The sequence below is a fragment of the Labrenzia sp. THAF82 genome (genome assembly GCF_009363435.1).
Classification (GTDB): Bacteria; Pseudomonadota; Alphaproteobacteria; order Rhizobiales; family Stappiaceae; genus Roseibium; species Roseibium porphyridii.
The window spans coordinates 1,105,871-1,130,618 of sequence record NZ_CP045354.1 but is presented as its reverse complement, the minus strand read 5'-3'; the positions used below and the strand labels follow the sequence as shown (position 1 = coordinate 1,130,618).

The 24,748-nt window shown below is 55.2% G+C and carries 23 protein-coding genes; 13 read left to right on the top strand and 10 right to left on the bottom strand.

Annotated features, from left to right (window positions below; all coding sequences use genetic code 11):
• The first annotated feature begins 108 nt into the window (after positions 1–108).
• The 3 genes from FIV00_RS05480 to FIV00_RS05470 all read left to right on the top strand — a co-directional run bounded on the left by FIV00_RS05480 (position 109) and on the right by FIV00_RS05470 (position 3,785).
• Entirely contained in the window at positions 109–1,548 is a 1,440-nt protein-coding gene (locus FIV00_RS05480; RefSeq protein WP_152499799.1) for a short-chain fatty acyl-CoA regulator family protein, read from the top strand.
• A 175-nt stretch (positions 1,549–1,723) separates the two neighbouring features.
• On the top strand, positions 1,724–2,560 hold the full coding sequence (locus FIV00_RS05475) for a bifunctional allantoicase/(S)-ureidoglycine aminohydrolase (protein WP_152499798.1): 837 nt from the start codon (positions 1,724–1,726) through the stop codon (positions 2,558–2,560).
• A 205-nt stretch (positions 2,561–2,765) separates the two neighbouring features.
• Positions 2,766–3,785 carry a type I glyceraldehyde-3-phosphate dehydrogenase gene (locus FIV00_RS05470; protein WP_152499797.1) on the top strand — a complete coding sequence of 340 codons (1,020 nt, stop codon included), beginning with the start codon at positions 2,766–2,768 and terminating at the stop codon, positions 3,783–3,785.
• Between the two features lie 48 nt (positions 3,786–3,833).
• Here the strand turns inward: FIV00_RS05470 and FIV00_RS05465 are convergent, their stop codons facing one another.
• From FIV00_RS05465 to FIV00_RS05455, 3 genes are all read right to left on the bottom strand, one after another.
• Positions 3,834–4,325, bottom strand: a complete 492-nt coding sequence (locus FIV00_RS05465; protein WP_152499796.1) for an ureidoglycolate lyase — start codon at positions 4,323–4,325, stop codon at positions 3,834–3,836.
• Positions 4,322–5,740, bottom strand: a complete 1,419-nt coding sequence (gene puuE, locus FIV00_RS05460) for an allantoinase PuuE (RefSeq protein ID WP_152499795.1) — start codon at positions 5,738–5,740, stop codon at positions 4,322–4,324. The genes FIV00_RS05465 and puuE overlap by 4 nt, the downstream gene beginning before the upstream one ends.
• Positions 5,741–5,904: 164 nt before the next feature.
• A complete protein-coding gene (locus FIV00_RS05455; protein WP_152499794.1) occupies positions 5,905–6,822 on the bottom strand; it encodes a LysR family transcriptional regulator in 918 nt (305 codons plus the stop codon).
• 119 nt (positions 6,823–6,941) lie between these two features.
• Here FIV00_RS05455 and FIV00_RS05450 point away from each other — a divergent pair, with 119 nt between their 5' ends.
• Positions 6,942–8,201: a urate hydroxylase PuuD gene (locus tag FIV00_RS05450; RefSeq protein ID WP_152499793.1), complete on the top strand. Its 1,260-nt coding sequence runs from the start codon at positions 6,942–6,944 to the stop codon at positions 8,199–8,201.
• A gap of 96 nt (positions 8,202–8,297) precedes the next feature.
• Here FIV00_RS05450 and FIV00_RS05445 read toward each other — a convergent pair whose 3' ends face one another.
• The gene (locus FIV00_RS05445; protein ID WP_152499792.1) at positions 8,298–9,797 is read right to left on the bottom strand and encodes an aldehyde dehydrogenase family protein; all 1,500 of its coding nucleotides are present in this window, start codon (positions 9,795–9,797) and stop codon (positions 8,298–8,300) included.
• A gap of 39 nt (positions 9,798–9,836) precedes the next feature.
• Positions 9,837–10,892 (bottom strand): saccharopine dehydrogenase family protein, encoded by a 1,056-nt coding sequence (locus FIV00_RS05440; RefSeq protein ID WP_152499791.1) that lies wholly within the window; start codon positions 10,890–10,892, stop codon positions 9,837–9,839.
• Between the two features lie 114 nt (positions 10,893–11,006).
• Between FIV00_RS05440 and FIV00_RS05435 the strand changes: the two genes are divergently transcribed.
• Positions 11,007–11,912: a LysR substrate-binding domain-containing protein gene (locus tag FIV00_RS05435; protein WP_152499790.1), complete on the top strand. Its 906-nt coding sequence runs from the start codon at positions 11,007–11,009 to the stop codon at positions 11,910–11,912.
• 16 nt (positions 11,913–11,928) lie between these two features.
• Here the strand turns inward: FIV00_RS05435 and FIV00_RS05430 are convergent, their stop codons facing one another.
• The gene (locus FIV00_RS05430; RefSeq protein WP_152499789.1) at positions 11,929–12,624 is read right to left on the bottom strand and encodes a GntR family transcriptional regulator; all 696 of its coding nucleotides are present in this window, start codon (positions 12,622–12,624) and stop codon (positions 11,929–11,931) included.
• Positions 12,625–12,716: 92 nt separating this feature from the next.
• Here FIV00_RS05430 and uxaC point away from each other — a divergent pair, with 92 nt between their 5' ends.
• The 8 genes from uxaC to FIV00_RS05390 are packed head-to-tail and all read left to right on the top strand — an operon-like array spanning position 12,717 to position 20,371.
• Positions 12,717–14,159 carry a glucuronate isomerase gene (uxaC, locus tag FIV00_RS05425; RefSeq protein WP_152499788.1) on the top strand — a complete coding sequence of 481 codons (1,443 nt, stop codon included), beginning with the start codon at positions 12,717–12,719 and terminating at the stop codon, positions 14,157–14,159.
• Between the two features lie 24 nt (positions 14,160–14,183).
• Positions 14,184–15,164, top strand: coding sequence for a TRAP transporter substrate-binding protein (locus tag FIV00_RS05420; protein WP_152499787.1), 981 nt, complete (start codon positions 14,184–14,186; stop codon positions 15,162–15,164).
• 58 nt (positions 15,165–15,222) lie between these two features.
• Entirely contained in the window at positions 15,223–15,747 is a 525-nt protein-coding gene (locus tag FIV00_RS05415) for a TRAP transporter small permease (protein ID WP_371419568.1), read from the top strand.
• 1 nt (position 15,748) lies between these two features.
• The gene (locus tag FIV00_RS05410) at positions 15,749–17,029 is read left to right on the top strand and encodes a TRAP transporter large permease (protein WP_152499786.1); all 1,281 of its coding nucleotides are present in this window, start codon (positions 15,749–15,751) and stop codon (positions 17,027–17,029) included.
• A 9-nt stretch (positions 17,030–17,038) separates the two neighbouring features.
• Positions 17,039–17,356: a cupin domain-containing protein gene (locus FIV00_RS05405; protein ID WP_152499785.1), complete on the top strand. Its 318-nt coding sequence runs from the start codon at positions 17,039–17,041 to the stop codon at positions 17,354–17,356.
• Between the two features lie 30 nt (positions 17,357–17,386).
• The gene (gene kduI / locus FIV00_RS05400) at positions 17,387–18,211 is read left to right on the top strand and encodes a 5-dehydro-4-deoxy-D-glucuronate isomerase (RefSeq protein ID WP_152499784.1); all 825 of its coding nucleotides are present in this window, start codon (positions 17,387–17,389) and stop codon (positions 18,209–18,211) included.
• Complete coding sequence (gene kduD, locus FIV00_RS05395) at positions 18,208–18,936, top strand: 2-dehydro-3-deoxy-D-gluconate 5-dehydrogenase KduD (protein ID WP_152499783.1); 729 nt, start codon at positions 18,208–18,210, stop codon at positions 18,934–18,936. The genes kduI and kduD overlap by 4 nt, the downstream gene beginning before the upstream one ends.
• On the top strand, positions 18,926–20,371 hold the full coding sequence (locus FIV00_RS05390) for a mannitol dehydrogenase family protein (RefSeq protein WP_247649343.1): 1,446 nt from the start codon (positions 18,926–18,928) through the stop codon (positions 20,369–20,371). The genes kduD and FIV00_RS05390 overlap by 11 nt, the downstream gene beginning before the upstream one ends.
• 79 nt (positions 20,372–20,450) lie before the next feature.
• Here FIV00_RS05390 and FIV00_RS05385 read toward each other — a convergent pair whose 3' ends face one another.
• The 4 genes from FIV00_RS05385 to FIV00_RS05370 form a co-directional block, all read right to left on the bottom strand.
• Positions 20,451–21,536 carry an ABC transporter ATP-binding protein gene (locus tag FIV00_RS05385; RefSeq protein WP_152499782.1) on the bottom strand — a complete coding sequence of 362 codons (1,086 nt, stop codon included), beginning with the start codon at positions 21,534–21,536 and terminating at the stop codon, positions 20,451–20,453.
• Between the two features lie 14 nt (positions 21,537–21,550).
• Positions 21,551–22,276: an SDR family oxidoreductase gene (locus tag FIV00_RS05380; RefSeq protein ID WP_152499781.1), complete on the bottom strand. Its 726-nt coding sequence runs from the start codon at positions 22,274–22,276 to the stop codon at positions 21,551–21,553.
• A 70-nt stretch (positions 22,277–22,346) separates the two neighbouring features.
• Complete coding sequence (locus tag FIV00_RS05375) at positions 22,347–23,852, bottom strand: ABC transporter substrate-binding protein (protein ID WP_152499780.1); 1,506 nt, start codon at positions 23,850–23,852, stop codon at positions 22,347–22,349.
• A gap of 52 nt (positions 23,853–23,904) precedes the next feature.
• Positions 23,905–24,747, bottom strand: a complete 843-nt coding sequence (locus tag FIV00_RS05370) for a carbohydrate ABC transporter permease (RefSeq protein ID WP_152504120.1) — start codon at positions 24,745–24,747, stop codon at positions 23,905–23,907.
• Position 24,748: the final 1 nt, after the last annotated feature.

Below are 24,748 nucleotides of genomic sequence, written 5' to 3'. Positions count from 1 at the left end.
CTGTTTTCGAGTGCGGGGACTTTCACCTAAGTGACTAATTTTGTAAAATGTTAAAATGCATAATGAGACTTGTTAAATATTTGCAATTTGATTGAACGGAGACCCATCGTGAGCAAAAAACTGTATTCCGGTCACACGGTGCGACAGATCAGATCGGACTTCGGCCTGTCTCAGGTTGATTTCGCGAAAAAGCTGGGTCTTTCAACGGCCTACATCAATCAGATTGAAAACAACAACCGTCCGGTCACCGCTTCTGTCCTATTGACCATCAACCGGATCTTCGGAGTGGACCTCTCGGCATTTGAAAAGAATGACCTTGATCGGGTGACACAGGATTTACAGGAAATCTTCGCCGATACACAATTTCACAACGCATCGATCACCCGTCAGGAACTGAACGAACTGGTAACCCGGGCTCCCGGCATTACCCAGGCGATCATGGATCTCTATGGTTCCCTGCGCAATTTTCATGACCGGGAAGCCAACGAAGACGAATTGGCGCACATGAACGGGCCGCAAGATGGAACCCCAAGCCTCAAGAAATCTGCTTATGACGAGGTGCGCGACTATTTTCACTATATGGACAATTACGTCGACACGCTCGACAGGGCAGCCGAAAAGCTCGCGCTGGAAATCGGTCTGGAAACGGCCGGAACCAAATTCGACAGTCTCGTCACCTGGCTGGCGGAAAAATTCAACATCGAGGTGGAGCAGTTTCCAGACTACACCGGCACATTGATCCGTCATGACGAATACACCCGGAAAATCTCGATTTATAGGGCCAGCCCTCAATCGACCAAAAATTTCCTGCTTGGATCGGTAATCGCCGAATTATGTGTGAGAGACCTGATCCTGGAAGAGGTCAAACGGGCGCGTTTCAAGACGAAGTCCGCTGAAGGCATCGCCCGGCTGGCACTGCGCAACTATTTCGCCGGAGCACTGTTGTTGCCCTATGACGCGTTCCTGAAAGCGGCCACGATGCACCGTCACGACATCCAGCTTTTGTCCAACCGGATGGACGCGAGCGCGGAAACAATTTGCCATAGATTGTCGACACTGCAGCGCCCCGGAGCCAACGGACTGCCATTTTATTTCGTAAAGATCGATCGCGCCGGCAATGTCGTGAAACGACACAGCGCGACCCGGTTTCAGTTCGCCCGGTTTGGCGGTTCCTGTCCCCGCTGGAATGTGCACCAGGCATTCGAACAGAACTCCAACAAATTTACTGCCCAGGTCGCGCAGATGCCGGACGGTGTTCAATATCTTTGCATTGCGACCAGTGTCAGCAAACACCAGCCTGACTACAGCACTGGTGAGCGCCGTTACGCACTCGGCTTCGGCTGTGAAATCAAATATGCGGATGCGATTGTCTACGCGGATGGCCTGGCGGTCGACGAAATATCAGCACCCGAGCCAATTGGCGTAAATTGCCGTATCTGCCCTCGGGACAATTGCGACCAGCGCGCCTTTCCTGCGATTGACAAGGATCCGTTCATCGATCCGGGCCAACGCGGCATTGTGCCTTACCGGGTAACATCCAACGGCTGACATTTGCAGGAAAGACATTCCCAGTAGGAAGAGCTTCGCCGTCATTTTCCAGAAAATCAGAACGCTGCCATCGATTTTCTTGTTTTTTTGAAAAGATCTCGTTTCATAAAACCCATGGTCTCCAGCCTGGTCAGGCTTCATAGTTCTATTGGTGAAATCGAAAAAGAGGCTCCCTGTGTCCCGTCCCCCTTCCTATTACGCGCCCAAAGGTGGCCATCCTGGCCAAGAAACCCTTTTGACCGATCGCGCCGTATTCACCGAGGCCTATGCCGTAATCCCTCGCGGAACCATGCGGGACATCGTCACGAGTTTCCTTCCGTTTTGGGAAAAAACGCGCCTATGGGTTCTCTCCAGGCCGCTTTCGGGTTTTGCCGAGACATTCTCCCAATATATCGTCGAAGTTCTGCCGGGTGGTGGGACCGACAGACCGGAGACCGACCCGGCAGCGGAAGGCGTTTTGTTTGTCGTGGAAGGCGAAGCCACACTGACCACCAATGGCTTGGCACGCAGACTTCGTCCCGGAAGCTATGCCTTCATTCCGCCGGGCTGCGATTGGGCGTTCCAGACCATCGGCGACGAAGCTGTCCGTTTTCACTGGATCCGGAAAGCCTATGAAGCGGTTGACGGGCTTGAGCGGCCGGACTTTTTCGTAACACACGAAAATGACGTCGATCCGATTGCAATGCCGGGCACGGACGGCAAATGGGCAACAACGCGCTTCGTCGATCCCCATGACCTTCGCCACGACATGCATGTCAACATCGTCACTTTCCAACCAGGTGCGGTTATTCCGTTCGCCGAAACCCATGTCATGGAACACGGTCTTTATGTGCTGGAAGGCAAGGCGGTCTATCGATTGAACCAGGATTGGGTAGAGGTGGAAGCAGGTGATTACATGTGGCTGCGCGCGTTTTGCCCGCAAGCCTGTTATGCCGGAGGGCCCGGCCCGTTTCGCTACCTTCTTTACAAAGATGTCAATCGTCACATGAAGCTTCGCCCGGTAGGCAGCTGATCTGCGCGATTGTCCCTCAGGACAATATAATTGAGATTGCTGCATTTTTTGGTGCTAATTGTTCTGGCCGTGCCCGAATTTCTGGACCTAAGGTTCACCGGGCACAGGCGCCGGATACGATTTTTTCAACCGGTATCGACACCTGTCGAAACGGTTTTCCATTGGGCGCTGAGAGAACGACGAATTTCTGAAGCGGACCCTTGGAATGCAGATTGTCATCAATGGGTTTGGCCGCATAGGTCGAACAGTGTTGCGGCAGGTTCTTGAGGCCTCCAAAGATGGAGACGTCGAAGTTGTTCGCATCAACGATATCGCGTCTTTGGAAACCTGCGCCTATCTCTTCAAATACGACAGCGTCTTCGGACCCTGGCCCGGCAACGTGACAGCGCATGATGGCGTGTTGGCAATTGACGGGCGCCAGATCCTTTTTTCGTCTGAAGCCGATCTCTCGCAAGCGGATCTGACCGGGGTTGACGTTGTGATGGAATGCACCGGCAAGGCCAACACGCGCATAATTGCCGAGAGGGGGCTAGTTGCCGGAGCAGCCAACGTTTTGATCTCCGGACCGTCGGATGCGGCAGATGTGACACTGGTGCTTGGAGCCAATGAAGATCAGTTGGCGGACCAGCAGGTAGTGTCTAATGGATCTTGCACAACGAACGCTTTGGCGCCGCTCCTGAGAGGATTGGATGACGCCGTTGGAATCGACAGCGGGCATATGACAACCATCCACTGTTACACGGGCAGTCAGCCTATGGTTGACGCCCCGAGAGGGCCGCTCGAACGCAGTCGCGCAGGCGGCGTCTCGATGGTCCCAACGACAACAAGCGCAACCAAACTGGTTGGCAAGGTGTTGCCCCAGCTCGATGGCAAGGTCAGTGGCGCAGCAGTGCGCGTACCTGCCATAAGCGTATCGGCTGTAGACCTGACAGTGACACTCAACCGTCCGGTCAATGCGCCATTCAATGAATGGCTGCAATCCGTGTTTGCCGACAATCCCGTTATCGGCTTCACCGAGGACAGGGTTGTTTCCACCGATATGCGAGCTCGTACGGAATCACTGATCATAGCCTTGCCCGAAACGCTGGAAACCAATTCGAGACAGGTACGCCTCTTCGGCTGGTACGACAATGAATGGGGATTTTCAGCCCGCATGATCGAGATGGCAAGACTGATGGCTGCGAGGAAGGCTAGCGTGAATGTTGTGGCTTCGCTGGCCTCTTAAGTAACTTCCGACTTTGAAAGTCCTGCAAGCACACGCGCAGCCACCAATCTACCGATCTGGGGCTTCGACAATCCATGGTTCGGGAAACCAGTGTTCTTCAAGATTTTCCCCCTGCCCGATACGATCGACGACGACAAAGCGTCCTGCACGATCCAGCGGTGCAAGCACGCCGTGCCAGGTGCCCCGATGAAGATTGACCGATTGTCCCGGCTGACTGATGAACGCCTTTAGGTTCACCGGCTGCCCATCTCTGTCATTAGCTACAACGACAATCATCGGAACGCCATCGACCGGCACAAAAGCCTGACTGCCTTCCGGATGCCGCTCCACCAATTCGACTGTATAGGGTAACGTCCTCGCCTTTGCGTCGAAGAGGCTGATCCCCGCCTGTCCTGTTCCGAAATCCAGTTTGGCAAGATCATGGTGCCGGCCGCACATGCCTTGATTGATGATCTTGTCTGGTGAGCCGCCAACTTCGATGACGTCGCCATAGTCCAAAAAGGCTTCCGATGTCAGCGGGACGGGAATGATTGTCTTCATCGCGCGAAAAGGTCCTCGAGCCTGAAACGGGCGATTCGTTCGACTTGTCGACAGGCTTCGCTGAACTCTTCGTCACGGCCATGGCCGATCCTTTTGTGGAAGGCTGCCAAGATCGAGGCCTTGTCATGATCGCGCACTGCGATGATGAACGGAAATCCGTGCTTTGCCACATAATCGGCATTCAAGGTCGAAAAGGTTTCACGTTCCTCATCTGTCAAAAGGTCCAACCCGGCGCTGGCCTGTTCTGATGTGCTTTCGGAGGTCAATCGTCCGGCCTGCGCCAGTTTCCCGGCGAGATCCGGGTGAGCAGTCAGGACACCAAGGCGTTCTTCTGCTGTTGCAGATCGAAACACACGACAAAGTGCGTTGTGAACGCCTGCTGCACAATCATGTGCAGGGCCGAGTTCCAACGCGAAGGCACGCTCTGCGATCCAGGGCGAATGTTCGAAAATACCGCCGAAGTGCTCGACGAAATCCGCCCTTGTCATATTGCTCGGGCTTATGCCTTTTTGCGGTGGGTGATGGGCAGCCCAATGTTCTGCGATTTCAATCCTGCGCGGACACCAGACACCCTCATACTTCTGAATATGCTCAATGAACTTCCGGAGCGCGGCCGTCTTTCCCGGACGCCCGGCCAGCCGGCAGTGCAAGCCGATGGACATCATTTTCGGCGTATCCGACGTTCCTTCAGCGTAGAGTTCGTCAAACGCATTCTTCAGATACTGGAAGAAGTCCTCGCCATCGCTCCAGCCGGGAGAGACTGCAAATCGCATGTCATTGGCTTCAAGCGTATAGGGAATGACCAATTGATCACGGCCACCTGTTTCCAGCCAATACGGCAGGTCGTCGTCATAGGTGTCTGAAACATAGGCAAGGCTGCCTTCTTCAGCGACAAGCCGAACTGTGTTCTCCGAGCAGCGACCGGTATACCAACCACGCGGTGGCTCACCGACGACTTCTGTGTGAAGGCGAATGGCTTCGGCGATGGCAGCGCGCTCTTCTTCCTCGGGCATATCCTTGTGCTCGATCCATTTCAAACCGTGGCTGGCTATTTCCCAGCCGGCTTCTTTCATGGCATCGACTTGTTCGGGATTGCGTGCCAGCGCTGTGGCAACACCATAGATCGTCAGCGGAACACCGGCTCGTGTGAACAGGCGATGCAGACGCCAAAAGCCCGCGCGTGCGCCATATTCATACATGGATTCCATGTTCCAGTGTCGCTGACCCTGCCATTGCGCAGCACCTGGAATATCGGACAGGAATGCTTCAGAAGCGGCATCCCCATGCAAGACGCAGTTTTCACCGCCTTCTTCGTAGTTGAGGACGAATTGCACAGCTATTCGTGCATTGCCGGGCCATTTCGGGTCCGGCGGATTGGCACCGTAACCGCGAAAGTTTCTGGGATAGCGATTCAAGGTGAGCCTCCTTGCAAAACCTGGACTGTTCAAACCTGGCAAAGAGCATGCCCGACCAAGCAGATGGTATAGGACTTTCTTTTAAAGCAGAAAAGGAGCGATGATTTTTCGGTCTTTCAAGAAAGTGCTTTCAATGTTTCGAAAGCCACCGTTAGCAACCTCTCTTAGCCATCTGAACCTTCAGCCAAAACTGACTGAATCTGCGTGACCATGAAGTCCAGGAACAATCGCACCTTTGGATCCTGAAGCCGTCGATGGGTGAAGAGGCACGCCATTGTCACCGGTAGTGGCGGTTCATCCTGCAAAACGGTGACAAGCCGCCCGGATTTTAGATGGTCAGCAACCTCAAAGACCGGCTTCAGAACAATTCCGTGACCATCCAGAGCCCAACCTGTGAGGACATCACCGTGATCGGATTCGAATGGTCCGCTGACCGCAACCCGCTTCACGCCGTCCTGCGTTTGGAGCGGCCACTGGAACTCCGGTGCACCCGGATACCTTATGTTGAGACAGTCGTGGTCTCCGGAGGCTAGCGCTGCGTGGCTTTCGGGACTGCCTTTCCTTTGGATGTAGTCAGGTGAAGCGCACAGCACTCGTCTGCAATCGGCAATCTTTCGGATCTTGAGCGCGGAGTCTTCCGGCTGCCCGAGAAAGAAGGCTGCATCCAAACCTTCACCTGTCAGGTCGACTTTGCGGTCAGACAACCGAAGCCGGATGTCGATCAGCGGATTGGCATGCTTGAATTGTGGTATCGCCGGGGCGATGAGGCTTTGGCCCATGCCGATGGGCGCCGCGATGAAAAGCGTGCCACGTGGTGCGCGTGTAACGTTGCTGATCTCAGCTTCCGCTTCTTCCACTGCATCGATAATCTTGGTCGCACCCCGGTAAAAAAGCTTGCCTTGCTCTGTCGGGCTCAAGGCGCGCGTCGTGCGCTGAAAAAGTCGAACATGCAGGTGTTCTTCCAATTGGGAGATGCGAGAAGAGGCAACTGCTGAAGATATCCGCAGGTCACGGGCAGCAGCGGACATGTTTCCCAGTTCATAAACACGCAAGAAGGTGCGAATGTTCTCCAGATAGGCCATCAGGACTTCCAACGGACAGGTATTGTTCCGTTTTTTTTGAAACTGCTCGGAATTATACCGAGATACCAGACAATGGATTCCTGCGCTAGCTTGGTCCGGTTGATTTTGGAGGGTTTGCAATGCTGGACATTGCCATCATTTGGGACTGGTTTGCATTCGCAGTCCGCTGGCTGCATGTGATCACGGCAATGGCCTGGATTGGGTCGTCCTTTTACTTCATTGCTCTTGACCTTGGGCTGCGCAAAGCGCCGGACCTCCCGCCTGGCGCTCATGGCGAAGAATGGCAGGTTCACGGCGGCGGATTTTATCACATCCGCAAATTCCTGGTCGCGCCCGAAAACATGCCGGAGCACCTGATCTGGTTCAAATGGGAAAGCTACTCGACCTGGCTGTCTGGAGCTGCGCTCTTGATGATCGTTTACTGGGTCGGCGGTGAACTCTATCTGATCGATCCCGCCAAAGCGGACCTGGCGCTATGGCAGGGTATATTGATTTCTGCTGCATCACTCACACTCGGCTGGATCATTTATGACAGGCTTTGCAAGTCAGGCCTGGGAAATCATCCGACACTTTTGATGGTGTTGCTGTTCGCACTGCTCGTGGCGATGGGCTACGGTTACAACGAGGTCTTCACTGGCCGTGCGACGATGCTGCATCTGGGAGCGTTTACCGCCACCATCATGACGGCCAATGTCTTCTTCATCATCATTCCCAATCAGAAGATTGTCGTCGCAGACTTGAAAGCAGGACGGACGCCGGACGCAAAATACGGCAAGATTGCCAAGCTGCGGTCGATGCACAACAACTACCTGACGCTGCCCGTTATCTTCCTGATGCTGAGCAATCACTATCCGCTCGCGTTCGCGTCTCAGTACAACTGGTTGATCGCCGCACTGGTCTTCCTGATGGGCGTGACGATCCGGCACTATTTCAACACGCGGCATGCCGGCACCGGAAACCCGACTTGGACCTGGCTGGCGACGGCCATTCTGTTTGTAGCCATCATCCAGCTCTCCTTGTTGCCTCTCCAGCAAGAAACCTTCGACGCGTCCGAAGCCCGCAAACTCACTGCAACAGAGGAGGTCTTTGCCAGCGCAGACGGAATTGACGATGTCTTGGCAATCGTGCCGGGCCGCTGTGCCATGTGCCATTCGCGCGAGCCATTTTATGAAGGCATTCACTGGGCACCCAAGAACGTTCTGCTGGAAACAAAGGCCGACATCGCGCGAGCGGCCAAGGAAATCTATCTTCAGGCTGGCGTAACAAACGCCATGCCACCGGCCAACGTCTCCTTCATGGAAGAAGAAGAGCGGAGGAAAATCATTAGATGGTATCGCGGTGCGCGCGAGAAAATCCCCTTCGGGGTCGCGCTTCAATAGCAGCCAGCATCACGCGTGTCGCGCGCCGGGGTCTGGCAACATGACGGTGCACATTCCGAGGTGAGACAAAGCCCGCCAAGAGGCGGGCCGTGCCAGCTAAATGTCAAATTCGACACCTTGTGCCAACGGTAATTCAGCCGAATAGTTCACTGTCGAGGTCTGACGTCGCATATAGCCCTTCCAGGCATCTGACCCCGACTCGCGACCGCCGCCGGTTTCCTTTTCACCGCCGAATGCGCCGCCGATTTCAGCCCCTGACGGACCGATGTTGACATTGGCTATGCCGCAGTCGGATCCGAGTGCCGACAGGAAGGTTTCCGCTTCACGCATATTGAGCGTGAAGATGCAGGACGAAAGTCCCTGGGGGACATCGTTCTGAAGAGCGATCGCTTCTTCAAGGGTCTCGTAGCTCATCACGTAGAGAATGGGCGCAAAGGTTTCCGTTTTTACGGTCTCGCTCTGTTCGGGCATTTCAACAAGCGCAGGAGCTGCATAGCACCCGGCTGGAACGCCTTCGTTCACCTTGTTGCCACCGTGGACACGCGCACCTTCAGAACGCGCATTTTCAAGGGCAAGCTGCATTGCATCAAGCGCCCCCTCGTCAACCAGGGGACCGATCAGTGTGCCCTCCTGGCGTGGGTCGCCGATTTTCAGGCTGTCATAGGCATTCCTGAGCTTGCCGACGAGTACGTCCTTGATTGTGGAATGCACGATCAGTCGGCGCAAAGACGTGCAACGCTGGCCGGCAGTTCCCACCGCGGAAAAGACAATTGCCCGCACGGCCATTTCCAGATCAGCACTCGGTGCAACGATCATTGCGTTGTTGCCACCCAGTTCAAGGATTGAACGTCCGAAGCGTGAGGCAACTTTTGGCCCAACAACAGAACCCATGCGGGTCGAGCCGGTCGCCGAGAGGATTGGCACGCCTCTTGACGTTACAAGTGCATCGCCAATGTCTGCACCGCCGATGACGACTTGCAACAGGTGCTTCGGTGCATCTTTTCCGAAACGCGTCAGAGCCTTTTGGAAGATTTTCTGGCAGGCCAATGCCGTCAGCGGCGTCTTTTCAGACGGCTTCCAGATAATGGGATTACCGCAAATAAGCGCCAAAGCCGTATTCCAGGACCAGACGGCGACGGGAAAGTTGAACGCGGTGATGACGCCACAAGGTCCCATCGGGTGCCAGGTTTCAGACATTTTGTGGCCAGGGCGTTCCGAGGCGATTGTCAGGCCGTAGAGTTGACGGGACTGACCAACCGCAAAGTCACAGATATCGATCATCTCCTGAACTTCACCAAGCCCTTCGGATGTGATCTTGCCGGCTTCAAGCGTAACAAGCGCACCAAGCGCCTCTTTTGCATCTCTCAACTCTTCGCCAAGAAGGCGGACCAGCTCACCCCTGCGTGGCGCCGGGAGGGCCCGCCAGCTTGCAAACGCGGCCTGTGAACGGGTGATGATTTTCTCCATATCGCCCAATGGTGTCTCATGCACCTGAGCAATCTGAGCACCGTCGATCGGTGACCTGACGGCAAGTGTTCCGCCTGTCAGTTCACTTGTGCTGAAGCCAAGCGCGCTCAGGACCTGGGAATGTTCCATGTCTAACTCCTCGGAGAATGTGATTGTTTGCGCTATTGGCTAGGCGTTGTAGCGAGCGCCGTTATGTGTCTTCAAAAATGTCTCGAGCGAGACATCTTCCTGTTTGAGAAAGCCGTGGTCGGGCAAAGTTCCCTCACGAACCATTTCAATGATTGCGACCACTGACGAGGCAGTCGTCCAGGCTATGGCTGTCCGTTCCTGACCGGCAATCTCAACCGGTTTCAGGCCGCGAACGAATTCCTTTCGTTGCATACGCCCGTTGATTTCGCCTTCGGCTGATACGTGGACAAAAACGATATCGTCGCTGACAGGCGGCTTGGCGTTGACCAGGATTTCTCCGGCCTCCTTGCGTCTGTCACGCATCAGAAGTTCGTGGAAGAAGAAATTCATCAACTGCACGTGCCCCGGATAGCGCATTGTCTTGTAGTCCATGTTGGGAACACGGCTTTTGTAAGTCTCGCACATCGTCCCGAGACCGCCTGACGTAGTAAAGGCCTCCAGTTCGATGCCCCCAATGACAATCTTTTCAATCCATTCCATCGGCGAGACCCACTTGATCTCTCCGTTCTCAAGAACTTCGCAATCATTGAGATATTCGTTCACCACCCCTTCAGGCGACCAGTTGAAGGAATAGCCCATGAGGCCGGTAGGGTTCTGGGGCAAAGCGCCGACACGCATGCGGCAAGACCGGCAGGTTTCAAAAGCATCGATAAGGTGGGCGCCAACAATACCCACAAAACCTGGAGCCAGTCCGCATTGCGGTGCCATAATGCCTCGTGAAGTCTTGGCGAGCTCCTGGATTGCCTTTGTGGTCGGCACATCCTCGGTCAGATCGAAATAGTGAAGCCCAAGGCTGTGCGCAGCCGTCGCAACACCAGTGTTCAGGAAATAGGGCAAGCAGGACAACACCGAGTTGAAGTCCTTGAGGACGTCTTCAAGAGCAGCGTTGTCACCAACATCGATCTGCCGTGTTTCGAACGGCAAGTCCGGCACCGCATGCGCATCAAATCCCGTCACGGAAAAACCGGTTGCATGCAACAGTTCGGCAGCCAGTGTGCCGACTTTGCCGAGCCCCAAAACCGCGATCTTCTGCATGTCCGTTTAATCCCCGTTGTCGATTACTTTGGAGAATACTCTTCCTTGACCTGCACAAAAATACCTGAAAAAGAGTTTTATTCATGACTAAAACTCATGATTGGAGCGGTTTAAATGAAGCGTGACATCCCTTTGCCGAGCGTTTCGGTGCTGCGTTGTTTTGAAGCCGCTGCGAAGCATCAGAGTTTCACCGCAGCGGCCGAAGAATTGGGCCTCACACAAAGCGGCGTCAGCCGGCAGGTGAAGGAACTGGAAGATCAGATCGGCGCAGCTCTTTTCCGGCGTGAAGGCCGCGGCATCCGATTGACGCAGGCCGGAAGATCCCTTGGAGACAGCCTGGCGTCCGATCTCACGCGACTGCGGGCGACCATTTCCCAAGCTGTTGCAGCTGGCAGCACGCAGGAAATGCTTACAATCGGCGTACTTCCCGCGTTTGGGGAACGCTGGCTGGTTCCGCGCCTGGGAGAGTTCAAAGCCAGACGCCAAAATCTCGACTTGATGCTCTACAGCCGTTCAGAGCCCTTCGATATTGCCGAACAGGGGGTCGATGTGGCCATTCATTTCGGTGCAAATGATTGGCCTGGAGCAAAACTGACGCCGCTTTGCCCGGAAGACCTGATCGTTGCGGCGGCCCCGGCCCTGATCGAGGAACATCGTGTCTCCAGCCGCGAGGACATATTCCGAATGCCTTTGCTTCACCTGACAACACGGCCGCATCTTTGGAGCGTTTTCCGCAAATCAGTACCCGGCTCAGAGGAACGGGCACAAATAGGCAGCTATTTCGATCAGTTTCCGCTCATCATCTCGGCCGCGGTCAACGGCATGGGAGCTGCAATCCTGCCGACATATCTGGTGGAAGCCGAAATCACATCAGGCGCCCTGAAGCAGCTCGCACCGGTCAAAGACGGTTCGGGACATAACTACTATGTCGCGACGCCCGCAGGAAAGCTCAGCCCGGCGGCTAGCGATTTTGTCAACTGGATCAAAACGCAGGTGAGCAGACGCGTTCCGCGCCCTTAGGATCGCAATCGGTGCGTTATTCCTGAAAATATTCAGGCTTTTCATCGCGAATTTGCGCGAGCGTGAGTTCGATCCGGCCGAGATGTTCGTTCAAGATAGGTTCCAGACGCGTGTGATCGCGCGCGCGCATGATTTGAAGCAGCTCGATATGGTCGTCATACGCTCTTTGCGCTGCTCCAATCGTCAGGGAAATGAAGCGGACGCGGTCCATATGCGCCTTTTGCTCGCGGATGAATGACCAGGCATATTCATGTCCGGCGATTTCGCAGATGCGCCGATGCAGATCGTCGTCCAGCGAATGGAACCCCTTCAGATCATTGGCGCTGACAGCATTGGCCTGCTCCTTGAGCAACAGCTCAAGATCATCAATTTGTGCATCGGAAATCACACTCATTGCCGCCTTCCAGCATGCTAGTTCGAGAGCGATCCGCATGAATTTCGCACGCAGGACCGCTTGTTCCGAAATCTTGGAAATTACAGTTGCGCGCTGAGGCCGGATCAGAATAAAGCCGAGCTGAGACAAGCGAAAGAAGGCATCGCGGACCGGTTGCCGCGAAATACCCAGCGCTTTCGCCACCTCAATTTCTGACACCTTTGTTCCAGGCGGCAGTTCCAATGACAGGATCTGCTGATGCAGTTCCTCAAATACCGTGTCGGCGACTTTGGGAATTTTAAGTGGTTCCAGCGCCTTTAAGGCACTTGAGTCTGTCATCAGCCTCTCTCCGTTGACTTATCTATTCAACTAGCATATCAGTTTACTAGTAGCAACATGTGCTAGCCGGTTTGCGTGAACGGGAGAATAGTATGGCCCTGGAGAATTCGATAGTTCCGGAAACGGCAATCAAAGGGTTATCTCCAGACCGCCTCCTGCCAACCGAGCCCAAGGCTCTTGAAATCGCGCGCAGGCTCTACGAGAGCGTTCGGGACTTGCCGATCATAAGCCCGCACGGCCACACCGACCCGCAGTGGTATGCCGAGAACGAGGCTTTTCCTGATCCGGCGCAGCTGTTTGTCATACCAGACCACTACGTCCTTCGAATGCTGGTTTCGCAAGGTATTGACTTGACCGAGCTTGGTGTTCAGCGCAGGGACGGCGGCCTTACGGAAACAGACAGCAGAAAGGTCTGGCAGACCTTTGCTGAAAACTTCCACCTCTTTCGCGCAACCCCATCCCGCATGTGGCTTGAACACGCCTTTCAGGAAGTGTTTGGCTGGACAAAGCGCCTGACGGCAGAAACCGCTGAAGAAGCCTATGACCATATTGCCGAACGGCTGGTCCAACCGGACTTCAAGCCCAGAGCCCTGTTTGAGCGCTTCAACATCGAAGTCATCGCCACAACTGAATCGCCCCTGGACGACCTCAAGTGGCACCGCGCCATTCGAGAATGCGACTGGCGGGGCCGGGTTGTTACGGCGTATCGGCCGGATCCGGTGGTTGACCCGGAGTTCGAAGGATTTCAGCAAAACATCGAGCACTTCGGAGAAATCACCGGAGAAGACACGTTCTCCTGGCAGGGTTATCTGAACGCTCACTTGGCAAGACGCGCCTACTTCAAGTCTTTCGGCGCAACGTCATCTGACCATGGTCACCCAACTGCCAGAACCGAGAACCTGTCCTCGGCAAAGGCACAGGAATTGTTCCAGAAGGCACTCAAAGGCACCTGCACAGTTGATGAGGCCGAAGCTTTTCGGGGGCATATGCTCACCGAAATGGCAAGAATGAGCCTGGATGATGGACTGGTGCTTCAGATCCATCCGGGCAGTCACCGCAACCATTCAAATCCGGTCATGGATACATTTGGGCGTGACAAGGGCTTCGATATTCCAACCAGAACCGACTACGTCAAAGCGCTCAAGCCCCTGCTCGACGCCTATGGTCTGGAAAAAGATCTTTCCATCATCCTGTTCACTCTGGATGAGACCTCTTATTCGCGTGAATTGGCACCGCTTGCCGGTGCCTACCCGACGCTCAAATTGGGTCCGGCCTGGTGGTTCCATGACAGCGCGGAGGGCATGCGCCGGTTCCGCGAAATGACGACCGAGACCGCTGGTTTCTACAACACCGTCGGCTTCAACGACGACACCCGCGCCTTTTGTTCGATCCCTGCCCGCCATGATGTGGCGCGCAGGGTCGACTGCGCATACCTCGCATCACTCGTGACATCCGGGAGGCTGAACGAGGACGAGGCATATGAGGTCGCTTACGACCTCACTTACAGGCTTGCAAAACAGGCCTATCGGCTCTGACAAGCCATTCATCGGGAGGAATAAATGAACGTACTGAAGACTTTGGCGATGTCGCTTCTAGCGACAGCCGCTTTCGCGACCACTGCTGTGGCTTGCGAAGTCACCTTGAAGTCATCTGACACCCATCCAGACGGTTATCCGACCGTCGAGGCCGTAAAGCATATGGGGAAGTTGCTTCAGAAAAGCACCGACGGTCGCATTTGTGTTGAAGTTTTTCATTCAGCGCAGCTGGGGCAGGAAAAAGACACGATCGAGCAGACAAAATTTGGCGTTATCGACTTGAACCGCGTCTCCATGGGACCGTTCAACAACCTTGTTGAGGAAACAAAGGTTGTTTCGCTGCCTTACGTGTTCAAGGGCGTCGACCACATGCATCGCGTTATGGATGGTCCGATTGGCGAAGACATTCTGAAAGCCTTCGAACCACATGGCTATGTTGGCCTTGCTTTTTATGACGGCGGATCTCGCAGTTTCTACAATCGAGTTAAACCAATTAAATCGATTGAAGACCTCGACGGCATGAAAGTCAGAGTGATGCAGTCCGACATTTTCGTCGACATGATGTCTGCCCTTGGCGCCAATGCGACGCCCATGCCATATGGCGAAGTCTACTCGTCGATCCAGACCGGCGTTATCGATGGTGCTGAGAACAACTGGCCGTCATACGAGTCTTCAGGCCACTATGAAGTTGCCGGTTACTATACCCTGGATGAGCATCTGATCGTTCCTGAAGTGCTTGTTATGTCCAAGGTCTCCTGGGACAAGCTGTCACCGGAAGACCAGGAAGCCGTCAGGCAGGCAGCACGCGCCTCCGTCCCGGTAATGAGGGACCTGTGGCAAGCGCGCGAAAAAGCGTCTGAGGAAAAAGTGCGTGCGGCAGGCGTTGAGGTGATCACCGAGATCGACAAGGAACCTTTCATGGCCGCGATGGACAGCGTCTATGAAAAACATGTCACGTCCGACAAGCTGAAAGATCTGGTTTCCCGCATCCGCGCAACCGACTGACGGCAACACCTGTCTGTGGCCGGCTTGCCGGTCACAGACCACCTTTCAGGACGACGACGTGAACGCACCTCTCTTATTGGCCGCAACATCAATGCGGTACGTTTCAACGGCAGCTCTCTGGTTTGCCGGTGGCGGGCTCATCCTCATGACGATGTTTATCAGTGCGCAGGTGTTCATGCGCTATGTGATGAATGACAGTCTGGTCTGGAGCGAACCGGCATCCGTCATCCTGATGGGTTGGTTTATTTTTCTGGGCGCTGCGGTCGGCATTCGGGAAGGTTATCATCTCAGCTTTGATGTCCTGCTCTACTTCTTGCCCGCAGGTGCAAAGCTCGCCCTGTTCAGCGTTTCAGACATTGTGGTCGCCGCCTTTGGTGCCGGCATGGCCTGGTTTGGAACTGAGCTCGCTTTATCCGCCTGGAACGTCAAGCTTCCATCGCTCGGCATTTCGGGGGCGGTCGACTTTTTGCCCCTGGTCGCAGGAGGCTGTCTGATTTTCGTGTTCTCGCTCGAACGGCTTGTGCGTCGTGCAGCGGGTTTGCCGACAGCTCGTTTCGGCGAAACAGAGATGGAGGACGCCTGAAATGGAACCTTTCATCTTGTTCGGCACATTTACATTCCTGCTGCTGATCGGCACGCCTGTGGCGTTTTGCCTGGGCGCTGCATCCCTTGCCACAGTTCTCTACATGGGCCTGCCGCCGGTTATCGTTTTCCAACGATTGAACTCCGGGGTCTCCGTTTTTGCACTCATGGCAATACCATTTTTCATCTTCGCCGGTGAATTGATGGTGCGCGGGGACATTGCCCGCCGTCTGGTTGCACTGGCGGGCGCTGTTGTCGGTCATCTGCGAGGTGGTCTCGGTCAGGTGAATATTTCGGCTTCAGTTCTTTTCGGCGGCATATCCGGTTCGGCAGCGGCCGACGCAACCGCCATCGGTGGCCTGATGATCCCGCAAATGAAAAAGAAGGGATACTCGGTCGAATACGGCGTGAACATAACTGTGATGTCTTCAATCATAGCGTTGATGCTGCCACCATCGCACAACATGATCATCTATTCGATTTCTGCAGGTGGGCGGCTGTCGATTGCAGACCTCTTTACGGCAGGGATCCTGCCGGGTCTTCTGCTTGCCACCACGTTGATGACCACGGCTTGGTTTGTGGCAAAACGGGCAGGGTATCCGACAGAGTCATTTCCAGGCTGGTCAGCACTTGGTGGTCTTTTGCTGAATGCAGTTCCTGGCCTGTTATTGATCGGCATCATCTTTGGTGGCGTGCGCTCAGGAGTGTTCACAGCCTCAGAGAGCTCCTGTATCGCAGCTGTTTATGCGTTACTTGTGACCACTCTTGCCTACCGCACCATGCACTGGCCTGAATTTGTTGCTGCCACCAAGGCAGCCGTCAGAACCACCGCCATGGTGTTGCTTGTCATCGGCTGCGCCGCATCTTTCGGCTGGTTGCTGGCATTTCTGAAAATCCCGGCAGAGCTGGTCGCCTTCATGAAGGGTGTATCTGAGAACCCTCTGATCATTCTCCTGATGATCAACATCGTTCTTCTCTTCTTGGGCACCTTCATGGACATGTCGCCGTTGATCGTGATCACAACACCAATTTTCCTGCCGGTTGCCACGGCCTTTGGCGTCGATCCTGTTCATTTCGGCGTAATTCTGGTTCTGAACCTCGGGATAGGCTTGTGTACACCGCCCGTGGGAACTGTCCTGTTTGTCGGCTGTGCCGTCGGCAAGATCTCCGTATGGGATGCCATTCGTACGATCTGGCCTTTTTATGGAGCAGCGATCTTCACCTTGGGCCTTGTGACCTACATCCCCGCGCTGTCGCTATGGCTTCCGTCTTTGTTTCATTGAGGTCGATTCATGTTTGTAAACTCTTATCCGGAAGTGCCTGCAGACGAGGGCGTTACCCGTCAGGTACTTTCTGAAAATTCAGAACTGATGGTGGTTGCGTTCCGCTTTCAGGCAGAAGGTGCTGAAGGAAAACTGCACCGTCACATCCATGTTCAGTCCACCTATGTGGAGAGCGGCTCTTTCCGCTTTTCGATCAACGGATCTGAGTTTGTCGTCGGGCCGGGAGACAGTTTTGTCATTCCCTCCAACGCCGAACATGGGTGTGTTTGCCTGTCGCCCGGCACACTGATCGACACTTTCGCACCCCGCCGCGACGATTTTCTCTAAGCCTTGCAGACAATTCAGAAAGCGCATCACATGCTGAATGTAGAAACCCGCTATGCCATAGACCCTGAAACAGCCAAGTCGTTGGACACCAGCGGCATCCGGAAGAACTTTCACGTCTCCGGCCTGTTTGAGGACGACAGGATCAACCTCGTTTATAGCCACTATGACCGATTGATCCTCGGTGGCATCGTTCCGGCAAACGGAGACCTCGTTCTTGACGAAGTCAAGGAAGCCGGCACATCGTCGCTGCTCGACCGGCGAGAACTCGGCATCCTCAATATCGGCGACAAGGGCAAGGTGACAGTTGACGGCGAAATCTATGAGATCGACCGGGGCGAAGTCCTTTACGCCGGGATGGGTTCCGGCCCGGTGACCTTCGGCGGAGCAGGCCGATATTACGTTTTGTCTGCTCCGGCGCATCACAGTTACCCGACACGTCTGATCAGACTTCAGGACGCCAGACGCGTCGAACTGGGCTCTGCGGAGACCTCCAACAAGCGCGTGATCCTGCAATTCCTCCATCCAGAAGTTGCCGACAGCTGCCAGCTTCTGATGGGCTACACCGAATTCGCGCCCGGGTCGGTCTGGAACACGATGCCGGCACATGTGCACGACCGACGCATGGAAGCCTATCTCTATTTCAAGCTCGGGGTTGATCAGCGGGTTTTTCATTTCATGGGCAAGCCGGAAGAAACCCGCCACCTTGTTATGGCCAACGAAGAAGCAGTTCTCTCACCGCCTTGGTCGATCCATTGCGGCGCCGGCACAGGCGCTTACACATTTTGCTGGGCCATGGCCGGTGACAATGTTGATTTCACCGATATGGACATGGTTGCGATGGAGGATTTGCGGTGAACGCGTTTTCGCTTGAAGGGAAACGAGCGCTTGTAACCGGGGCCAATACCGGAATTGGTCAAGCCATCGCCATTTCCATGGGCAATGCAGGTGCAGAAGTGCTTTGTGCCGCGCGTCGCGACTGCGAAGAAACTCTGAAGCAGATCGGGAACGGGAGGCATGTACCGCTCGACTTTTCCGATCCGATGGCTGCGGTGCCCATCTTCGAAAAGGAACCCATCGACATCCTGGTCAACAACGCGGGAATTATCCGGCGTGCCGACAGCATCGACTTTACCGAAACGGACTGGGACGACGTCATGGACGTCAATCTCAAGGCAGTCTTTTTCACCTGCCAGGCATTTGGCAGAGCGACACTTGCTGCGGGCCGGACCGCGTCCATCGTCAATATCGCCTCCTTGCTGTCCTTTCAGGGTGGCATCAGAGTGCCGTCTTATACGGCTTCCAAACACGGCATTGCCGGCTTGACCAAGCTGCTGGCCAACGAATGGGCGGCGCAGGGCATCAATGTGAATGCTATCGCTCCAGGATATATTGCGACCAACAACACAAAGGCCCTGCGGGAAGATACCGAGCGCAACAAACAGATCCTCGAACGAATCCCGGCAGGACGCTGGGGCGAAGCGTCCGATATCGGTGAAGCAGCGGTGTTTCTTGCATCTTCCGCGGCAAAGTATATTCACGGTGCCGTACTCAATGTTGATGGAGGCTGGCTTGCCCGCTGAACAACCGCGTCTGACCAGACAACGCGGCCCCGCGCAAAAACCAGGTATTGTCCACCTCGGCCTCGGAGCGTTTTTTCGAGCCTTCGGAGCCATCTACATTGAAGAGGCGCAACGAAAAGACGGTGGAGACTGGGGTATTGTCGGGGTCAGTCTGCAAAGCTCTCGAACGCGAGATCAACTGGCACCACAGGACTTCGTCTATACCGCGAAGGAACTTGGCGCTGAGGCGTCATCGCTTCGTCAGGTTGAGATCCTTTCTGACGTACTTGCGGCAAGAGAAGACCCAGAAGCCGTCCTGAGCGCCATGGCCGATCCGGCAACACGGATCGTCAGCCTCACGGTGACCGAAAAGGGATATTGCCATGATCCTTCAACCGGTCAGCTCAATCCACAACACCCGGACATTGCGGCAGACCTCAAAAACCCGGTTCCTGTCTCAGCTCCTGGCTACCTTGTGCGGGCACTTGCGAGGCGCAAGGCAGCGGGTGAGCCTCCTTTTGCGGTTCTGAGCTGCGACAACCTGCCGGACAACGGCAAGCTGGTGCGCGGTGTTGTGATCGAACTTGCTAGACTGATTGACCCTGACCTCGCCACATGGATTGAACACGAAGGACGCTTCCCCTCGACAATGGTCGACCGGATCGTGCCCGCCACGAAACCGGAAGACATTGACGCACTTGCCGCTGAAACCGGCCGATTTGACGACGCGCCCGTATTCCACGAACCGTTCCGTCAATGGGTAATTGAAGATGACTTTGTGCCCGCATTCGGCACCCGGAAGCGTCCCGATCTTGGAGCCGTCGGTGTTCAACTGGTTGATGACGTTGCCCCATATGAACATATGAAATTGCGTATGCTCAACGGCACACATTCTGCAATTGCCTATCTCGGCTACCTGGCGGGTCACGAAACCGTTGCCGACACTGTCGCCGATGCAGTCTTTGCTCCTTTCCTGAAAGCCCTCTGGCGACAGGAAATCATTCCATCATTTGAAGCTCCGCCAAGCGTCGATCTTGAGATCTATGCCGACGAACTCCTGGCCCGCTTTGCCAATCCCGGGATCAGGCATCGAACCTGGCAGATCGCCATGGACGGCAGCCAGAAACTGCCGCAACGCATTCTGGGAACCTTGAAGGACAACCTTGCCGCAGACCGCCCCACGTCGAGATTGGCAACAGTGGTGGCAGCCTGGATGCACTATGCCGGTGGCACTGACCTTAACGGTCAACCAATCGATGTGCGTGACCCCATGGTTGATAGGCTAAAATCCATTTCGGACAATCCGGCAGACGATGCTGAGAAAGTGGCGGCTTTCCTGAATATTCGCGACATCTTCGAACCGGATCTCGCCGGCGTTTTGAAACCGTCTGTGACGCGCACTTATCAGGACTTGAAGACCGATGGTGTTCAGAGCGTTTTGAGGTCTCTCGGATAACCGGTGTCAAAACTAACTGACCGCGCGAAAAAGACCGTGCCAGTCAAGAAAAAGAAGGCCGGTCTTCGAGCTGGGCTCGCTAATCAGACGTTTGGGCTTCTATGCGGATTTCGCTGTCCGCGTCGAAAAGATGGACAGCCTTGGATGGGATCGCAAGTTCTATCGGCCCACCCGCAACCACACCATTGTCGCGCGCCATCGTCGCCACAAGATGTGCCGTGTCGCTCAGGTCGACATGGATATTGACGTCTGCCCCCGTCTTCTCAACGAGTTTTACGGTGCCTGAAATTTGGCCGTTTTCCGCGGTCACGAGATCGGATGGACGCAATCCGCAAATGACTCTTTGCCCTGGCTCGGCGGCGAGGCTTTCATCGAGCGGTAGATTGATATGAGGCCCAACGAATGCCGGTTTGCCATTCTGCGCATAGATTTCTCCTTCAACGAAATTCATTGAGGGAGATCCAATGAAGTCAGCCGCAAATTTGGTCGCAGGCCTGTCATAAAGGTCGTCAGGTGTCCCGACCTGTTCAATCTTCCCGCCTTTCATGAGGACGATCTTGTCCGCCATTGTCATGGCTTCGATCTGATCATGCGTGACATAAATCGTCGTCGCCTTGAGCCGTTCATGCAGCTGGCGAATTTCAACACGCATATGTGCACGCAGCTTGGCATCGAGATTGGACAACGGTTCGTCAAAGAGGAACACCTTGGCATCGCGCACCATTGCGCGTCCCATGGCCACTCTTTGCCGCTGACCACCTGAAAGCTCACGCGGGTACCGGTCGAGATAGTCAGTGAGGTTCAACACTGCGGCCGCCTCATTGACCTTGCGCTTGATCTCTTCCTTGCTCAAACGCTTGACCTCCAGACTGAAGGCGATGTTGTCAAAGACTTTCATCGTCGGATAGAGCGCGTAATTCTGAAACACCATGGCGATGTCGCGATCCCGCGGGTGCACCTCATTCATCACCTGACCGTCGATTGTCAGGTCTCCGCCGGTGATGTTCTCCAAGCCTGCCGTCATGCGGAGCAACGTCGTCTTGCCGCATCCTGACGCCCCCAGAAGCACTGCGAACTCGCCATCATGGATAGACAGCGACAGGTCGCGCATGACCTCAAAGGACCCGTAGGATTTGGAGATATTGTGGTAGGCGACTTCGGCCATAAATGCAGACTTCCTCAGTAGGTTTGCCGTGTCGGTGTCAGGCAGATCTCCTGCACCAGTGCCTTTTGCGGCAATTGATAGGCATTGAGTATCAAATCGGCGACGATGTCAGCGCCAATGCCACCACCCATTTTGACCTTGTTGCTCTTGTAGTTTTCAAGCGTTTCTTCATCGAGGACACCGGACAGCACTTCGGTTTCGATCACCCCCGGCGAAAGCACCACGACCCGCACGTCATAGGCGGAAAGATACTCGCGCAAACTCTCCGAAACCGCGTGAACGAAATACTTCGTGCCGCAATAGACCGTGTGATCGGGATAGACCTTTCGCCCTGCGATGGAACTCATCATGACGAGCGTGCCATGACGCCGATCCATCATGCCTTTCATCACGGCATGCACCGTGTTCATCACACCTTTGGTGTTGATGTCGATCATCTCGTCCCACTCCTCGGGAGGCTGACGACCGATATCAGCCAGACGCGCAATGCCCGCATTCGCAAACATCATGTCCACGGGTCCGAATTCGGCTTCCGCATCGCGCACTGCTGCGGCAATCGCATCCCGATCACGGACATCCACCTGACGAAGAACCGCATTGGGAAGCCCAAGCGCTTCCATCCGGTCCATGCGGCGTGCCATCAGCAAGACCGGATGCCCAGCTTCGGAGAACGCACGCGCAGTCGCTTCACCGATACCCGAGCTTGCCCCTGTTATTGCGACAAGAGGTTTATGTCCCACAGGATCCTCCCAACCCTCATAGATGGGAAGGGTGGATCCACCCTTCCCTTAGCTTTTGCTTCTGGAACGGTTATCCAGACACGATCTTGTCGACCGACTGGGCAATATCGTCCATTGCCTCTTTCGGCGAGCCGTAGTCGCCGGCAAAGTACTTGCCGAGCCTGACCGGGATGGTGTCGTTGGACAATTCCGCCCACTGCGGCAGATCAGGCTCAGACCCCATGTCCATGGCGATGGTGTCTCTCACCACATTGAGGTGGCGCGTTGTGCCTGGTCCGACGCGATTGTTGGCGATGATGCGCGGATCGTCATAAACGCTTTCGCGTGTCGGGCCAGTGCCACCGCCCAGCGCCGTAATCAGGACCTGGGTATCGTAGCTTGTCGCCCACTGCATGAAGATCCATGCCGCATCCGGGTTCTTGGAGTTCTTGGAAACCGCGAGCGAGGAACCGCCCTGGTGACCGACACCTGGGATTTCACCAAAACCGGTCTCTTCGCTTGTGCGAAGCGCACGGACGGGTGGCGGACACCTGACAGCCTCCATCAAACCGGAAACCTTGGTCGCCGAAGGATCGTCGAAATACGGGAAGAACTCACCCCAGCTCATCATGGAAGCTGCAACGCCTTGAGCAACGGATTGCCCCTGGCCATCCCACGTCCACCCTGTCACGCCAGGCGGCATGGTTTTCCAGAGTTTGGTCCAGTAGTCCATGGCCTCCAGACCGCGTTCATCATTGCCCGAGAACTTGCCGTCCGGAGTGAAGATGGACCCGCCATGTCCCCAAAGCCAGGCGGTCCAGTCACACTCAAGGCTGTAGTGACCGGACTTCATTTGCCCCGTCGATCCGTAAAGATCCGGGCCCTTGGCATCCGTGATTGCCTTGGCCTGCTGGTAGTATTCTTCAAGAGAGGATGGCGCATTGAAACCCATCTCTTCCCAGATGTCCTTCCGGTACATCATGATGAAGATCGGAATGTCGTACGGCACACCGACCCAACGGTCCTCGTATTTCGCGATACCGTCAACGAGTGCCGGCAGGAAATCATCGATGTTGTAATCCGGCATTGCCAGATCCGGTTTGGCTTCAATCTGCTCGCGCGGATCGAAAACATCCTGGCTTACGGACGCAGCCCAGCTCTGGTCAATGTAGTAGAGATCATAGGTGCCGAGCTGGGAAGCGATATCGAGGGTCATTTTTTGAAGGACCTGCTCAAGTGGCAGAACCTCGATCTCAACCGTCATGCCTGAAGCTTCTTCGAAATACTTTTTCAGCTGACTGTTGATCGCATTCGAAGGAGGAGTGGACTCGGTCGCCAGCTTCAGCGTCGTACCGCGAAACGGGCCCGAAACGTCCTTGACCCACTTCAACACCTCGTCTGAGGGCCGCAGATCGTCAGAAGCATGCGCAAAAGGCATGGACCCCAGACCGAAGGGCCGGCGCATCCCCGCACCGAACGCAGCTGCACCCAGACCGAGCAACCCCGCGTTCCTGAGAAAATCCCGTCGCCCCATTCGGCGGTGCACATAGGCGTCCACCACATTGGCCAGGTATTGTTTCTTGTCAGTGTCTCTCATGACTAACTCCTCCCATGATACTTGATTGATGGTCCCGTAAAGACAGTTTCTCCTATTGCTTGAGGGAACCGAGCGTCAGCCCACGGACCAGCTGTTTCTGGACCAGCAGGATGAATAGAAACGCCGGAGCCATCGCAGCCACTCCCAAGGCCGCCATGTTGCCCCAGGCGGTGCCTGTGGATGTTACGAAGCTCGAAGACACGACCGGCACCGTTTTCAGTCCGGTCTGCGTCAAGGTCAGAACAAAGATGAATTCAGTCCAGGAAAAGATGAAACAAAGGACGGCCGTCGCAGCGATTCCACCCTTGGCCATCGGCAAAATGATCCTGCGGAAAATCTTCCAGCGCGACGCTCCGTCGACAATCGCGCTTTCATCTATCTCTCTTGGAATGTCGTCGAAGAAGCTCTTCAGCAAAAGCACAGCCAACGGCAGGTTCATCAGAGCGTGGATTAAGATGATGCCCGTGTAGGAATCCATCAGTCCGATGTCCTTGTAGATGAAGAACATCGGGATCGCGACGGCAACCGGCGGCATCATCCGAGTGGAAAGCACCCAGGCGACAAAGTGGTGTCGACCGCGAAAATCCATTCGGCTCAACGCATAGGCCGCAAAGGTCGAAATGGCGATTGCGAGCGCAGTGGAAAACAGCGCAACGACAATGGAGTCCCAAAGCCGCGGCGCCATGTAGAAATTCCCGCCACCGGGCAATACCTCCTGCTGGCGCAGGAAGCCGAACGAAATGCCGAAGACCTCTTCAAAATTTCGGAGCGTTGGCGTGAACGACCAGACCGTTGGCGGAACGGAGAAGATCTCCTTGGCTTCCTTGAACGCCGTTGTGCCCCAGTAATAGAGCGGGAACACGAACAGCGCGGTAATAAACCACGCGGCGGCCATG